At 66.8% G+C, this 14,873-nt stretch carries 15 protein-coding genes; 9 read left to right on the top strand and 6 right to left on the bottom strand.

Features of this window, described 5'->3' with window-relative positions:
• Nucleotides 1–5: 5 nt before the first annotated feature.
• Nucleotides 6–635 carry a TetR/AcrR family transcriptional regulator gene (locus GGR23_RS19060; protein WP_183367906.1) on the bottom strand — a complete coding sequence of 210 codons (630 nt, stop codon included), beginning with the start codon at nt 633–635 and terminating at the stop codon, nt 6–8.
• 142 nt (nt 636–777) lie between these two features.
• Between GGR23_RS19060 and GGR23_RS19055 the strand changes: the two genes are divergently transcribed.
• Nucleotides 778–2,814 carry an NADH:flavin oxidoreductase gene (locus GGR23_RS19055; RefSeq protein ID WP_183367905.1) on the top strand — a complete coding sequence of 679 codons (2,037 nt, stop codon included), beginning with the start codon at nt 778–780 and terminating at the stop codon, nt 2,812–2,814.
• 70 nt (nt 2,815–2,884) lie between these two features.
• On the opposite strand, the gene GGR23_RS19050 is transcribed toward GGR23_RS19055, so the two are convergent.
• Entirely contained in the window at nt 2,885–3,085 is a 201-nt protein-coding gene (locus GGR23_RS19050; protein ID WP_183367904.1) for a hypothetical protein, read from the bottom strand.
• A 178-nt stretch (nt 3,086–3,263) separates the two neighbouring features.
• Here GGR23_RS19050 and GGR23_RS19045 point away from each other — a divergent pair, with 178 nt between their 5' ends.
• Nucleotides 3,264–4,010, top strand: coding sequence for a BON domain-containing protein (locus GGR23_RS19045; RefSeq protein WP_183367903.1), 747 nt, complete (start codon nt 3,264–3,266; stop codon nt 4,008–4,010).
• Between the two features lie 107 nt (nt 4,011–4,117).
• Nucleotides 4,118–5,026 (top strand): MerR family transcriptional regulator, encoded by a 909-nt coding sequence (locus GGR23_RS19040; protein WP_183367902.1) that lies wholly within the window; start codon nt 4,118–4,120, stop codon nt 5,024–5,026.
• On the opposite strand, the gene GGR23_RS19035 is transcribed toward GGR23_RS19040, so the two are convergent.
• A complete protein-coding gene (locus tag GGR23_RS19035) occupies nt 5,027–5,395 on the bottom strand; it encodes a response regulator (RefSeq protein ID WP_183367901.1) in 369 nt (122 codons plus the stop codon).
• Between the two features lie 316 nt (nt 5,396–5,711).
• Between GGR23_RS19035 and GGR23_RS19030 the strand changes: the two genes are divergently transcribed.
• Together GGR23_RS19030 and GGR23_RS19025 are read left to right on the top strand one after the other, a co-directional pair.
• Nucleotides 5,712–5,963, top strand: coding sequence for a hypothetical protein (locus tag GGR23_RS19030; protein WP_183367900.1), 252 nt, complete (start codon nt 5,712–5,714; stop codon nt 5,961–5,963).
• A gap of 131 nt (nt 5,964–6,094) precedes the next feature.
• The gene (locus GGR23_RS19025; RefSeq protein WP_183367899.1) at nt 6,095–6,355 is read left to right on the top strand and encodes a PilZ domain-containing protein; all 261 of its coding nucleotides are present in this window, start codon (nt 6,095–6,097) and stop codon (nt 6,353–6,355) included.
• On the opposite strand, the gene hutC is transcribed toward GGR23_RS19025, so the two are convergent.
• Together hutC and GGR23_RS19015 are read right to left on the bottom strand one after the other, a co-directional pair.
• On the bottom strand, nt 6,352–7,095 hold the full coding sequence (gene hutC / locus GGR23_RS19020) for a histidine utilization transcriptional repressor HutC (protein WP_183367898.1): 744 nt from the start codon (nt 7,093–7,095) through the stop codon (nt 6,352–6,354). The two genes, GGR23_RS19025 and hutC, sit on opposite strands and share 4 nt — an antisense overlap.
• A gap of 32 nt (nt 7,096–7,127) precedes the next feature.
• The gene (locus GGR23_RS19015; protein ID WP_183367897.1) at nt 7,128–8,492 is read right to left on the bottom strand and encodes a formimidoylglutamate deiminase; all 1,365 of its coding nucleotides are present in this window, start codon (nt 8,490–8,492) and stop codon (nt 7,128–7,130) included.
• 88 nt (nt 8,493–8,580) lie between these two features.
• Between GGR23_RS19015 and hutI the strand changes: the two genes are divergently transcribed.
• Genes hutI through GGR23_RS18995 form a run of 4 tightly spaced genes read left to right on the top strand, consistent with a single transcriptional unit; the run spans nt 8,581 to nt 13,658 of the window.
• Nucleotides 8,581–9,813 (top strand): imidazolonepropionase, encoded by a 1,233-nt coding sequence (gene hutI / locus GGR23_RS19010; RefSeq protein ID WP_183367896.1) that lies wholly within the window; start codon nt 8,581–8,583, stop codon nt 9,811–9,813.
• Entirely contained in the window at nt 9,810–11,345 is a 1,536-nt protein-coding gene (hutH, locus tag GGR23_RS19005; RefSeq protein WP_183367895.1) for a histidine ammonia-lyase, read from the top strand. The genes hutI and hutH overlap by 4 nt, the downstream gene beginning before the upstream one ends.
• Nucleotides 11,346–11,395: 50 nt before the next feature.
• On the top strand, nt 11,396–13,084 hold the full coding sequence (gene hutU / locus GGR23_RS19000) for a urocanate hydratase (protein WP_183367894.1): 1,689 nt from the start codon (nt 11,396–11,398) through the stop codon (nt 13,082–13,084).
• Between the two features lie 7 nt (nt 13,085–13,091).
• Nucleotides 13,092–13,658, top strand: coding sequence for a HutD/Ves family protein (locus GGR23_RS18995; protein WP_183367893.1), 567 nt, complete (start codon nt 13,092–13,094; stop codon nt 13,656–13,658).
• A 12-nt stretch (nt 13,659–13,670) separates the two neighbouring features.
• Here the strand turns inward: GGR23_RS18995 and GGR23_RS18990 are convergent, their stop codons facing one another.
• The gene (locus tag GGR23_RS18990) at nt 13,671–14,633 is read right to left on the bottom strand and encodes a sensor domain-containing diguanylate cyclase (protein ID WP_183367892.1); all 963 of its coding nucleotides are present in this window, start codon (nt 14,631–14,633) and stop codon (nt 13,671–13,673) included.
• Between the last annotated feature and the right edge of the window lie 240 nt (nt 14,634–14,873).

The following is a 14,873-nucleotide window of genomic DNA, read 5'->3' as shown; positions in this document are numbered from 1 at the left end:
GACCGTCAGCCCGGCCGGTAATCGTGCCGGGCAAAGAAACGGTCGAGCTCCCGCCGCTCGGGCGGCTGACCGGTGAAGATCTCCACGTAATCGGGAATGCGCTTCATGCGCAGCGCCAGATCCTCCCGCGTCTGCATCGAGATATAGCCGATCTGCACGAGATAGAGCGTGCGGGCGCGCACGTCTGCCACGCCGGGTGCGTGGCCGAACCGCTCGAACATGCGCGTGAGCGCCTCGAGCCTCAGCTGGTCTGCCGCCTGCACCTCCGCCAGGATTTCAGGCGACTGGATCGCCCAGCTGCGGATCGCGAATTCGAAAGGCGCGTCGAAGACGCGCTTGTCCAGCCAGCAGTCGAAGACGTTGAGGACCGCCTCGGCGATGGTCTCGGCATAGGCTTCAGACTGGCGCACCAGATTGCCGGTATTCTTGTCCCGCCAGCGGGTGAGAAGGGCCGCCAGAAGCTCCTCACGATCCTTGAAGAACCAGTAGAAGCTGGTGCGCGACAGGTTGAGCCGCTTGGCGAGCGGCAGGATCTTCACCGAATCGACGCCCGTTTCCAGAAGCGAATCGTAAGCCGCCTCGAGCCAGAGTTCCGGCGAGCCGCGCCAGCCGCTTTCGCTTGTGTTCTGTTCCATGCCCCTTCCTAGCATGCCGCCCCCGTTCCGGCAAGAAAATGTACACCTCTGTTTCTTTTGCGGACCACCCTGATTTGAATATTGACACTAGTGTACATTTCTCATTAGGGTCTGGCAAATCCTCACCCCGGGAGCAACAGCCATGTCCAACGATCCCCTTCTCCAGCCGTTCCAGCTGAAGCATCTGACGCTCAGGAACCGCATCATCGTCACCTCCCACGAGCCGGCCTATCCGGAAGACGGCATGCCGAAGGAGCGCTATCTCCGCTACACGCTGGAACGCGCCCGGGGCGGCGTCGCCATGACCATGACCGCCGGTTCCGCCGCGGTCTCCAAGGACAGCCCGCCGGTCTTCAACAACCTGCTCGCCTACAAGGACGAGATCGTGCCGTGGGTGAAGCGGATGACGGATGCCGTGCACGAGGAGGGGGCGGCGATCATGATCCAGCTCACCCATCTCGGCCGCCGCACGCGCTGGGACAAGGGCGACTGGCTGCCCGTCGTCTCGCCCTCCCACCACCGCGAGGCGGCCCACCGCGCCTTCCCGAAGATGATCGAGGACTGGGACATCGAGCGGATCATCAAGGATTATGCCGATGCCGCCGAGCGCATGAAGGCGGGCGGCATGGACGGCGTGGAGCTCGAGGCCTATGGCCATCTGCTCGACCAGTTCATCTCGCCGCTCACCAACGAGCTTGACGGCCCCTATGGCGGCTCGCTGGACAACCGCATGCGCTTCTGCTTCGACGTGCTGAAGGCGATCCGCAGCCGCGTCGGCGACGATTTCATCCTCGGCATCCGCTATACGGGCGACGAGGACATGGCCGGCGGCACCGACAAGGCCGAGGGTCTGGAAATCTCCCGCCGCCTCAAGGACAGCGGCCTCATCGACTACCTGAACGTGGTTCGCGGGCACATCGATACCGATCCGGGCCTGACCGACCTCATCCCCATCCAGGGCATGGCAAGCGCGCCCCATCTGGATCTCGCCGGCGAAATCCGCGCGGCGACGAATTTCCCGACCTTCCATGCCGCGCGCGTGCCCGATGTCGCCACCGCCCGCCACGCGATCGCCTCCGGCAAGGTGGACATGATCGGCATGACCCGCGCCCACATGACCGACCCGCATCTGGTGCGCAAGATCATCGAGAAGCGCGAGGACGACATCCGCCCCTGCGTCGGGGCGAACTACTGTCTCGACCGCATCTACCAGGGCGGGCTGGCCTTCTGCATCCACAACGCGGCCACCGGCCGCGAGGAAACCATGCCGCACCTGATCCCGAAGGCGGACCGGCGGCGCAAGGTGGTGATCGTCGGCGCCGGACCGGCAGGCCTCGAGGCGGCGCGCGTTTCGGCCGAGCGCGGCCACGAGGTCGTCGTGCTGGAGGCCGCCGACGAGGCGGGCGGCCAGATCCGGCTCACCGCCCAAAGCCCCCGCCGCCGCGAGATGATCTCGATCATCGAATGGCGCGTGGCGCAGTGCGAGAAGCTGGGCGTGACCTTCCGCTTCAACACCTGGGCGGAGGCCGAGACCGTTCTGGCCGAAAAGCCCGACGTGGTGATCGTCGCGACCGGCGGCCTGCCGCACACGGAGGTGCTGACCGCCGGCAACGATCTCGTCGTCTCCTCGTGGGACATCATCGCCGGCGACGTGAAGCCGGGATCGAACGTGCTCGTCTATGACGATGCGGGCGATCATGCGGGTCTTCAGGCCGCCGAAATCATCGCCGCTACCGGGGCGAAGGTGGAAATCATGACGCCCGACCGCGCCTTCGCGCCGGAGGTCATGGCCATGAACCTCGTGCCCTACATGCGCTCGCTGCAGAAGCTCAACACCACCTTCACCGTGACCTACCGTCTGGAGGCGGTGGAGAAGAGCGGCAACGCCCTGACGGCGACCGTCGGCAGCGATTACGGCGGCATGTCGCGCAAGCAGACCTTCGACCAGATCGTCGTCAACCATGGAACCCGTCCGCTGGACGAACTCTATTTCGAGCTGAAGCCGCAATCCTCGAACCTCGGCGCGGTGTCTTACGACGATCTCATCGCGGGCAAGCCGCAGGCGGAGCGGCGCAACCCCGAGGGCACCTTCCAGCTCTTCCGGATCGGCGATGCGGTTGCCGCGCGCAACACCCACGCGGCGATCTACGACGCGCTCCGGCTCGCCAAGGATCTCTGAGCGTCGCATCGGCGCCAATCGAAAGGGCGGGTCCGGCAGACCCGCCCCTTTTGCGTTTGTCCCGGGGCGTTCACTTGCTGCTGCGCAGCCGATCGTCGTGGCTGTGCTTTTCGTCCCGCTCGCCGCCGCCGCCGGACACCTGGCTGACGCGCGGATTGGTGGGCGTGCCGTCCGGGCGGGGATCGTGCTTCTCGGGCATCGGCTTCGAACGGTCCTCGTGGCTGGCGCCCGGACCGCCCCAGCGGGCGGTGTTCGGATGTTTCTCTGGCATGGCGCATCTCCTTCATGGTTTCGCCGGGACGGCGGGCGACCGCGCGGCTCCTGCCCTCCCCTCGGGTAACCCGCCGGCGGCGGCAGGGTTCCCCCCGTCGGAACCAGCCGCATCCTCCGCCGGTTTACCGGGAGAAGAGCCTTCGGGCTCGCACCGTTTCAGCGAAAGGAGCGACAGCATGGCGAGGCACACGGAAGACGGGCATGGCAACGAACTCGGGCGCGACGGCATGCGGATGGACCGGCAGCGTCCCCGCCCCGAACGGCCGCACCCGGCGGGACGCGAGGGCTTCGACCGGGATCAGGCCGACTGGGAACCGGAGGGCGACGAGCGCTGGATCGCCGAGCCGGGCTTCCGCGGCAAGCATGCGGAAAGCCATTTCGGCAGGCGACCCGGCGGCTACCGCGAACCCGACCCGGGCGGGGCCGCGATGCCCGTGAGCCGGGGACGGGCCACGGGCCGCGAGGACGAGGAGGAGCCCGTGCGTCCGGGCCGCGGCTCCTACGATCCGGACTACTACTATCCCGAGGACGGGCGCGAACGGCGCGTGCGCGACCGCGACGCCTATGCCGTCGGCCGCAACGACCGCCGCCCGATGACCTTCGACCGGGCAAATGGCGAAGTGACCGCCTGGCTGGACGGCCGCGATGCCGTGGAGCGCCGGCAGGCAGATGCCGACCATCGCGGGCGCGGGCCGAAGAACTACACCCGGTCCGACGAGCGCATCCGCGAAGACGTGAACGACCGCCTCTCCGACGATCCCGACATCGACGCCTCCGAGATGGAGGTTTCGGTATCCGGGGGCGAGGTGACGCTGGACGGCACCGTCACCGAGCGTTTCGCCAAGCGGCACGCGGAGGACATCGCCGAAAGCGTTCCGGGCGTGCGGCACGTGCAGAACAACCTGCGCATCCGGGGACGGTGAGGCGCAAGCCCCGCGGCGAGGAAAGGCTCGAACAAGTCTTTCCCCGCATGCTGGCCTCGCGATATCCTCGACCCGGAACCCGAACCGCCTGCGCCTGACCGACGACGATGACTGCCGACACTGACACGCCAGCCCTGATGGCGCTCGATGAATTCCTTGCCTATACCGGCCTCAACAGGAACGCTCTCCACCAGTGGGAGCGGCGCTATGGCCTTCTGCCGGCGGAGCGCAATGCGGCCGGCAGGCGCTTCTACACGCTCGAACAGGCCGAGCGCTTCCGCAAGCTCAAGCTGTGCAGCGATGCCGGCCACCGGATTAGCCAGGTGGTCGCGCTGCCGGAAGAAGCCCTCGACCAGCTGGTGCGGGAGGAGCGTCCCGTGCAGTCCTTCCGCGAACTCATCGACGCGGCGCGCCTTCTCGATCACGAGCGGGTAGCCGGGCTGCTGCGCATCCGGCTCCGGTCGCAGGGAACCCGCAGATGGCTTCTGGAAACGGTCATTCCGCTGCTCCGGCAGGTGGGGGCGCTCTGGAGCGAGGCGCAGCTGCCGATTGCAGGCGAGCACGTCATCTCGCTCGGGGTGAAACAGGTTCTCGTCCAGTGCCTGCACGATACGGAGGTCACCGGGGGTGCGACGGTTGCGGTGGTGACGACGCTCGACGGGGAACAGCATGAATTCGGCGCGCTCGCGGCCGCGCTTCTGGCGCGGCTCGAGGGGGTCATGGCCCATTATCTCGGCCCTTCCCTGCCCGTGCGGGAGATCGCCGCTGCCGCCTCGCGGCTGAAGGCAAGCCATGTGATGGTGGGCAGCCTGACGCTGCCCGGGGAGACCGCCTCCGCCCTCGTCGGGGATCTGCGGGCGCTGCTGCCCGCCGATGTCACCCTCGTGGTGGGTGGATCGGCGGCAAGAAACGGGACGAGATCCGGAAACCTCATCCCGATCCTCGATCTCGAGGCGCTGCCCGAGATCTTCCAGAAAGCCGGGCATCGGCGTCAGCACCAGCCCGAAAGGGGCTGATCAGGCCATTTCCGGCAGGACCTTGCCGATCACCCGCAGCATGTCGTTCGGCTGAACGGGCTTCACCAGCCAGCCGGTCGCGCCGGCGCGCTTGGCTTCATCCTTGCGGCTCGCCTGCGATTCGGTGGACACGACGATGATCGGCGTGAAGCGCAGCTTCGCGCGCACGGCCTTGATGAGGGCAAGCCCATCCATGTTGGGCATGTTCAGGTCGGTGAGGATCAGGTCGGGCTTCAGCCCGCTGTTGATCCGTTTCATGGCTTCTGTTCCATCGGGGCAGGATTCCACCCGGAAACGGGCACCTTCAAGCGTCGTCTTCAACGACCACTGCATAAGTGTGGAATCGTCGACAACAAGGATCGTCTTCATCTGTAAGCTCCTGGCATTGGGAGGCGAGGGAAAGGTGGTAACGAAAGCGGTGCGGGGTAAGCCGTGGCCAGTGCACGACCCAGAACCGGAGCCTGCTTGCCTGTCGGAAGACGGAATGTCTCGCCACACGGACGGTCTACGGGAAAAAGCCTTACTCAAGTTAAACTGTATATTTAAATGTTTACATATCTGGCTCTACGACGGGCGTTCTCCACCGCCGCCATCGTGCGGCAGGACATTCAGCCGATGCCAATGCTGCGCCTCGTGAAACCAAAGCCGCTCCGGATGCATTCACCTCGCGGAATGGAGGAGAATCATGACGGACGAAGGCTTCTTTCTGCGCATGGCCGTTTCGATACCCGCCTCCGCCGTGGTGCTGGGCGGAACCTTCACCGCACTCGCCGTCGCCCAGCCGGGCGCAGACATGGCGGAGGTGATGAACCGGTTCCGCTGGATTGCTGCCCCGGAATGCGTGATCATTGCCACGCTCTCCAACCTCATCGCGGCACGGCTTCTCGTACCCCGCACGATCAACGACTGGCCGCTCCCGCGCCGCCTTCAGATGTAGCGCGCGAGAATCTGGCCTCCTGCCCTTTACCCCCCGTTAAGCGGACCCTACCTAGATGCCGGGCGACATGAAGTCGGCGATGACCCGGGGAACGGAACGCGTTGTGGCGCGCCTCCCCGCTGATGACGGCCATGAACGAGACAACCCCGAACCGCCGCGTCCAGGGCAGGGTACGCGCCCTGAAAGGCGCACGAATCCTGCTGAACAACCGCGCCAGCGCGCTGGACTGCACCATCCGCAACCTGTCCGATACGGGTGCGAAGATCGCGCTTTCGACGCCCACCAATCTTCCCGACGAATTCAGCCTCCGCTTCGAGGACGGGCGCGAGCGCCAGTGCATCGTGCGGTGGCGCAAGCTGTCCGAGTTCGGCGTGGAATTCCTGACCCTCTAGAGCGCGGGCTTTCCCGCCTGCGCGGGCGTGAAGCGGGCGACGATCGCGTGGGTTTCCGCCGGATAGGTGATCTTCACGAAGGTCACCGGCCCCTGGTCGCTCCAGGTGCGGCGCTGGACGACGAGGCAGGGCGCCCCCTCCGGCAGGGCGAGCCTTTCGGCCACCACTCCCCGGGCGCCCGTGGCATAGATCTTGTGCTCGGCCGCTGTCCACGGTACCTCCACGCGCAGCCACTGGCCGGGCGGCGTCTGCGCGAAATCCACATCCGCCGCCTGCGGCACCACGCCGAGATGGATCAGCCGCTCTTCCGTGCAGAAGGGCATGTCGCCGGCATAATGCACGCTGGAGAGAGCCAGCACATCCGTCTTTCCCGCAAGTTCAAAGGCGGCGAGCTCCGGCTCGCTCGCCTTGCGCCTGCGCGCCTCCACCAGCCGGTAACGGTAATCGCGCTTCAGCGACCGGACCTCCGCCTCGATGTCGTGAATTTCGAGAATCGCCGACTGGACCTGCGGCTGGGCCACGAAGCTGCCGGACTTCTTGCGCCGCTCGATGAGGCCGGCATCGGCAAGCTTCGTCAGCACCTTGTTCACGGTCATGCGGGAGACATCGTAGGATTTCGCCAGATCGACCTCGAAGGGCAGCCTGTGGCCGGGCGGCCATTCCCCGGAAACGATCCGGGTTTCGATGTCGCTGAGGATCTGCTGGTGCAGGGTCGCAGCCGCCGGCTTCTTGTCCTTCATGGTGCTTTCCGCGGGACCATCAGGCGGCCCCGTCATGTGAAACGGGTAACGAGGGCCTGCATCCTATCACGAAAACGCGCGCGGATACGCTCGCGGTCGCGATGGCGGCCGTTTTGAACAAGCTTTCGTCCGCCGACCCAGACGCAATCGACCGCAACGCCGCTGGAAAAGATCCAGTGGTCGAGGAGCGAGGCGGCCGACGCAGCGGGTGCGTCTCCCGGGTCCAGCGAGACGAGATCGGCGGCAACGCCGGGACGAAGGCCGCCGCCCCCCTGAAGCGCCTGTGCCCCGCCTGAAACCGCCTCGGCAAAAAGCCGTTCGCCCGTCGACTGGCCGGGCGCCGCCACCACGTTGCGGGCGCGGAGCGCCAGACGCTGCGAATATTCGAGCTGCCGCAATTCCTCCGGCACGGAAATGCGGATGTTGGAGTCGGACCCGACACCGAATTGTCCGCCCGCATCCAGAAAGGCCGGGGCGGGAAAGGTGCCGTCGCCGAGATTGGCCTCGGTGATCGGGCAGAGACCCGCGACGGCGCGGCGGGCGGCCATGCGGCGCGTTTCATCCGCGGTCATGTGGGTGGCGTGGATGAGGGTCCAGCGGTCATCGACGGGCGCATGGTCGAGGAGCCATTCGACGGGCCGCGCGCCCGACCAGGCAACGCAATCCTCGACCTCCTTCACCTGTTCGGCGATGTGGATGTGGACGGGCCCCTCCCGGCCAAGCGGAAGGATCGCCTCCAGCTCCTGCGGCGTGACCGCGCGCAGGCTGTGCGGGGCGATGCCGAGCCTTGCACCGGCCAGGCCGGAGGTGATGGCGCGGCAACGCTCCATCAGCCGGGCAAAGCCGTCGATATCGTGGATGAAGCGGCGTTGCGCCTCCCCCGGCGCGAGCCCGCCGAAACCTGCATGGGCATAGAAGACGGGAAGCAGGGTGAGCGCGATGCCGGTCTGCGCGCTTGCCGCGGCGATGCGGCCCGCCATTTCCGCCGGATCGGCAAAGGTACCGCCGTCGATATCATGGTGGAGATAGTGAAACTCGCCGACCCGGGTGAAACCGGCTTCCAGCATTTCGACATAGAGTGCCGAGGCCACCGCCTCGAGATCGTCGGGCGTGAAGGAAAGGGCCACCCGGTACATGGCGTTCCGCCAGCTCCAGAAGCTGTCGTCGCCCGGCCCCCGCACCTCTGCGGCACCCGCCATGGCGCGCTGGAAGGCATGGCTGTGAAGATTGCCCATGCCGGGCAGGACGAACGCGTGCCGCTCGTCGTCCGGCAACGGTGCGGCATCCGTTTCGATCTCCCGCACCATCCCGTCGGCGAGCGTCAGGCGCACATTGCCGGCCCAGCCATCGGCGAGGAGCGCCTGCTTTGCGAAAAGCCCCTTCGTTGCCCGTTCCATGTGCCAGTTGCCTCCTCGAAAGAAATCCGTTGCATTGCTTGGATTATGTATATACATGTTTTGTCCGGAAGCAAAGACGGAAAACGAGATGAGCCCCTCCCTTTCCCATCGCCAGACCCTCTTGCGAAACGGCCGGATCGCCACGCTGCGGCCCGACGCGCCCGGCCTCGGCATCGCGGAAGGCGGCGCGATCCTGATCGAGAACGGCCGCATTGCCGCCGTCGGAGCCGCGGCCTTGCAGACTTCGGCGGACAGTGCCGACGTCGTCGATCTCGAAGGCCGGTGGGTGACGCCCGGGCTCATCGACTGCCACACCCATGTGATCCACGGCGGCAACCGCGCCCGCGAATTCGAGATGCGGCTGGAGGGGGCAACCTATGAGGAGATCGCCCGCGCCGGCGGCGGCATCGTCTCCTCGGTCACGGCCACCAATGCGCTCTCCCCGGAAGAACTTCTGGCCGCAAGCCTGCCCCGCATCGACACGCTGCTTGCCGAGGGCGTGACGACGCTGGAGATCAAGTCCGGCTACGGGCTTTCGGTGGAAGGCGAACTGAACATGTTGCGCGCTGCCCGCCTTGTCGAACGGGCAAGGCCGGTCCGGGTCGTCACCTCCTATCTCGGGGCGCATGCCACACCGCCCGAATACCGGGGCCGCAACGGCGATTACATCGCCGATGTCGTCCTGCCGGGCCTCGACCGCGCCCATGCGGAAGGGCTGGCGGATGCGGTGGACGGCTTCTGCGAGGGCATCGCCTTCTCGCCGGAAGAGATTGCCCGCGTCTTCGACCGCGCGCGGACGCTCGGGCTTCCGGTCAAGCTGCATGCGGAGCAGCTCTCCAATCTCGGCGGCGCGAAGCTTGCGGCCTCCTACGGTGCGCTTTCGGCCGATCACGTGGAATATCTCGACGATGAGGGCGTGGCGGCGCTGGCCGCATCCGGCACCGTGGCCGTGCTTCTGCCCGGCGCCTTCTATGCCATCCGCGAAAGGCAGAAGCCGCCGGTCGAGGCGCTGCGCAAGGCAGGCGTGCCGATCGCGATTGCCACCGACTGCAATCCCGGCACCTCGCCGCTCACCTCGCTGCTGCTGACCATGAACATGTCGGCCACGCTTTTCGGCCTGACCGTCAGCGAATGCATCGCGGGGGCCACCCGGGAGGCGGCGCGCGCGCTCGGCCTCATTGCCGAAACCGGCACCATCGAAGCCGGCAAGTCCGCCGACCTCGCCATCTGGACGATCGATAGCCCGGCGGAGCTCGTCTACCGCATGGGCTTCAACCCGCTGCACAGCCGCTATTTCAAGGGACAGAGGATCAGCCCATGACCATCACCCTCACCCCGGGAGCCGTCTCCCTTCAGGATCTCATGGCCATCTACTGGGACGGCAAGTCTGCCCGGCTCGACCGTGCCTTCGATGCGGGCATCGAGCGGGCCGCCGCCCGCATCGCCGAGATCGCCCGGGGCAATGCGCCGGTCTATGGCATCAATACCGGCTTCGGAAAGCTCGCCTCGATCAGGATCGACGCGGCCGATGTGGCCACGCTCCAGCGCAACCTCATCCTCTCCCATTGCTGCGGCGTCGGCCAGCCGCTGCCCGGCAATATCGTGCGCCTTATAATGGCGCTGAAGCTCGTCTCGCTCGGGCGCGGTGCCTCCGGCGTGCGGCTCGAACTGGTGCGCCTCATCGAAGCCATGCTGGAAAGGGGCGTCACGCCGCTGATCCCGGAAAAGGGGTCCGTCGGAGCTTCAGGCGATCTCGCGCCGCTCGCCCACATGACCGCTGTCATGATGGGCGAGGGCGAAGCCTTCTTCGCAGGCGAGAGAATGCCGGGTGCGGAGGCGCTGAAGCGGGCGGGCCTCACCCCCGTGACGCTTGCCGCCAAGGAGGGTCTGGCGCTCATCAACGGCACGCAGGTTTCGACGGCGCTGGCGCTCGCCGGGCTCTTCCGCGCCCACCGGGCGGCTCAGGCGGCGCTGGTGACCGGTGCGCTTTCGACCGATGCGGCGATGGGCTCCTCCGCGCCCTTCCATCCCGACATCCATGCGCTGCGCGGTCACCGCGGCCAGATCGATGCGGGGGCGGCGCTGCGCAACCTGCTCGAGGGTTCGGTGATCCGCGAAAGCCACATCGAGGGCGACGAGCGCGTGCAGGACCCCTATTGCATCCGCTGCCAGCCGCAGGTCGACGGCGCCTGCCTCGACCTGCTCCGCTCCGTTGCCGCGACCCTCGTGACCGAGGCCAATGCGGTGACGGACAATCCGCTGGTGCTCTCCGACGGCTCGGTCGTGTCGGGCGGCAACTTCCATGCGGAGCCCGTCGCCTTTGCCGCCGACCAGATCGCGCTTGCGGTCTGCGAGATCGGGGCGATTGCCCAGCGCCGCATCGCGCTTCTTGTCGATCCCGCGCTCTCCTACGGCCTGCCGGCCTTCCTCTCGAAGAAGCCGGGGCTGAATTCGGGGCTGATGATCGCGGAGGTCACCTCCGCCGCGCTGATGTCGGAAAACAAGCAGCTCTCGCATCCGGCGTCGGTGGATTCGACCCCCACCTCGGCCAATCAGGAAGACCATGTGTCCATGGCCTGCCACGGCGCGCGCCGCCTGCTCCAGATGACCGACAACCTCTTTGCGATCCTCGGCATCGAGGCGCTGACGGCGGTGCAGGGCGTCGAGCTGCGCGGGCCGCTGACGACGAGCCCGGAGCTGCAGAAGGCGATTGCCGTGCTGCGCGCCGCGGTGCCGGCGCTCGAGGAAGACCGCTACATGGCCCCCGACCTGGAAGCCGCCGCCGGGCTGATTGCCTCCGGCGCGATCGTCGGGGCGATCCGCCCCGGCCTGCTGCCGACGCTCACGGTCTGAGCCCGCCGAACCAACGACATTTGCCCATCCGCCGATCAGGGAGACCACCGATGACCGCCAATCCCCGCCATAACATCCGCGAGATCCGCGCCGCGCGCGGCAGCGAACTGACCGCCAGGAGCTGGATGACCGAAGCGCCGCTGCGCATGCTGATGAACAACCTCGACCCCGAAGTGGCCGAGAACCCGCATGAGCTGGTGGTTTATGGCGGCATCGGCCGCGCCGCCCGCACCTGGGGCGACTTCGACAGGATCGTGGAGTCGCTGCGCGACCTCAACGAGGACGAGACGCTGCTCGTGCAGTCGGGCAAGCCCGTCGGCATCTTCCGCACCCACAAGGATGCGCCGCGCGTGCTGATCGCCAATTCCAACCTCGTGCCCCACTGGGCCACCTGGGACCATTTCCACGAGCTCGACAGGAAGGGCCTTGCCATGTACGGCCAGATGACGGCCGGCTCCTGGATCTATATCGGCAGCCAGGGCATCGTGCAGGGCACCTACGAAACCTTCGTGGAGGCGGGCCGCCAGCACTATGGCGGCAATCTCAGGGGCAAGTGGATCCTGACCGGCGGCCTCGGCGGCATGGGAGGCGCCCAGCCGCTCGCCGCCGTCATGGCCGGCGCCTGCTGCCTTGCCGTCGAATGCAACCCCGACAGCATCGATTTCCGCCTGCGCACCCGCTATGTCGATGCGAGGGCCGAGACGCTGGACGAGGCGCTTTCCCTCATCGACCGCTGGACGAAGGCGGGCGAGGCGAAATCCGTCGGGCTCCTCGGCAATGCGGCCGAGATCTTCCCGGAACTGGTGCGGCGCATGCAGGCCGGCGGCCCGCGCCCCGACATCGTCACCGACCAGACCTCCGCCCACGATCCGCTGAACGGCTACCTGCCCAAGGGCTGGACGCTGGCGGAATGGAAGGCGAAGCGCGAGACCGACCCGAAGGCCGTGGAAAAGGCCGCCCGCGCCTCGATGCGCGAGCATGTGGAGGCGATGCTTGCCTTCTGGAAGGCCGGCGTGCCGACGCTCGACTACGGCAACAACATACGCCAGGTGGCGAAGGACGAGGGCTGCGAGAACGCCTTCGATTTCCCCGGCTTCGTGCCGGCCTATATCCGCCCGCTCTTCTGCCGCGGCATCGGCCCGTTCCGCTGGGCGGCGCTGTCAGGCGATCCGGAGGACATCTACAAGACCGATGCCAAGGTGAAGGAGCTTACCCCCGGCAACACCCATCTGCACAACTGGCTGGACATGGCGCGCGAGCGCATTTCCTTCCAGGGCCTGCCCGCCCGCATCTGCTGGGTCGGTCTCGGCGACCGCCACCGCCTCGGGCTCGCCTTCAACGAGATGGTGAAGAATGGCGAGCTGAAGGCCCCCGTCGTCATCGGCCGCGACCATCTGGATTCGGGCTCGGTCGCCTCTCCCAACCGCGAGACGGAAGCGATGAAGGACGGATCGGACGCCGTTTCCGACTGGCCGCTCCTGAACGCCCTCCTCAACACCGCCTCGGGCGCCACCTGGGTATCGCTCCATCACGGCGGCGGGGTCGGCATGGGCTTCTCGCAGCATTCCGGCGTCGTCATCTGCTGCGACGGCACGGAAGATGCCGCCCGCCGCATCGAACGCGTGCTGTGGAACGATCCGGCGACCGGCGTGATGCGCCATGCGGATGCGGGCTACGACATCGCGCTCGATTGCGCCCGGGAGAAGGGCCTTCGCCTTCCCGGCATTCTCGGCAACTGAGGCGGCCATGCGGCTGATCCGCTTTCGCGACCTGGAGCCCACGCCCTGGAAGAACGGCGGCGGCGTCACCCGCGAGGTGGCGCGCCTGGCCGACCCGGAAAAGCCGGGTGCGTTTCTCTGGCGGGTCAGCATCGCGACCGTCGACGCCCCCGGCCCCTTCTCGCCCTTTCCGGGGATAGACCGGACCATTGCCGTCCTCGACGGCGACGGCATCCGGCTCGACATGCGGGGCGGGGCGCGGACGCTGACGCCTTCCGACCCGCCCTTTGCCTTCGATGGCGAAGAGCCCGTCCACTGCACGCTTCCCGGCGGCGCCACCACCGACCTCAACGTCATGACCCGGCGCGGGCGGTACCGCCACGACATGACCCGCCTCGCCGTCGGACGGGACAGTCTCGTCCGACCGGGCGCCGGCATCTGCCTGCTGGCGGCATGCGGGCCCCTGCGGCTTCAGGCAGAGGGGACGGTATGGGAGATGGAAACCGGCGATACGCTGGCTGAGCCGGGCAGCGGGCCCATGCGGCTTTCCGCGGCGGCTGCCGAAACCTCCGCCTGTCTCGTCACCATCGTCTGAAGCGCCGGCCGCTCAGGCGGCAAGGTCGCGGAAGCTGCAGGAGGTGCCGCGCTGCCGGCGCTTTGCCTCGTAAAGCGCCATGTCCGCCGCCTTGAAAAGCGGCGCTGCGCCGGCCATGTCCTCGGTGAAATAGGCATGTCCCGCGGTGACCGAAACCACCGGCCCTTCATGAAGCCGGTACTGAAGCTTCGACGGCAGCTTGCGGAAAAATTCCGTCGCCGCATCGCGTCCGCCGGTGGCGTAGAGCACGGCAAACTCATCCCCGCCGAGACGGCACAGCACCGAATCGGCAGGACAGGCGCTGGTCAGCAAGGTTGCCAGCGACTGGAGCACACGGTCGCCGGAATCGTGGCCGTAGCTGTCGTTGATGGTCTTGAAATGATCGACATCGAGCAGGCAGAGATGCACGGCCGTGCCCGTCCTGCGGCTGACAGCGAGCATCGCCTTCATGGTCTCGTCGAAGGTGCGCTTGTTCCAGAGGCCCGTGACGTGATCGGTCGCGGCCGCAAGCTTGGCGATCAGGAGGAAGCGCAGCAGCGCGCCCAGACGCTTGAGATGGTCGAGCTGACCCTCCTCGAGCCTTCCCGGCGCCGAATCGAGAACGCACAGGGTCGCGTCGAACTCGATGTTCCCCACCTTCACATGCAGCGGCAGGCCCGCATAGAAACGGATCCCCGCTCGCCCGGAAACCGCCGGGAGGGATGCGAATCGCGGGTCCGAAGCGGCATCGTCGACGATCAGGATCTCGCCCGCCTCGACGCAGGCCGAGCAGAAGGAAAGCTCCCGCGGAGCCGGGGGAACGGAAATCCCGCATTCCGCCTTGGACCAGCGGATCGGTCCGTCGAGAACCGAGACCAGCGCATAGGGCTTGCCGGTCACCGCCGTCGCAAGGACCGTCAGTGCATCGATATCGGTATCGCCCTGACCGCCGATGATACGGGTACGGACAGTCTCGAAGGGGGTATTTGGAGTCATGTCGAGGAGGCCTTGGCTATTCCCGAAGATAATATTGGGAATCTACTTTCCGAATGTTTCCGAATATATGTCAGTTATAACAGGCAATAAATTTGGCCTAGTGGCGGTTTGTCGCGGTCATCGGCCATCGACACGTTACCATCCGGAAAGTTCTGCGGGATGGTTAAGGATTCTTCACCCAAGCGAAGCGAACCATAATTCTTGGCGGGATTTCGCTTCGCCTTTCGTTGCCCTTTCGCA

The organism is Gellertiella hungarica (genome assembly GCF_014197145.1).
Lineage (GTDB): Bacteria > Pseudomonadota > Alphaproteobacteria > Rhizobiales > Rhizobiaceae > Gellertiella > Gellertiella hungarica.
Note: the sequence above shows the minus strand (reverse complement) of the source record. Positions and strands in the feature narration are given on the sequence as shown.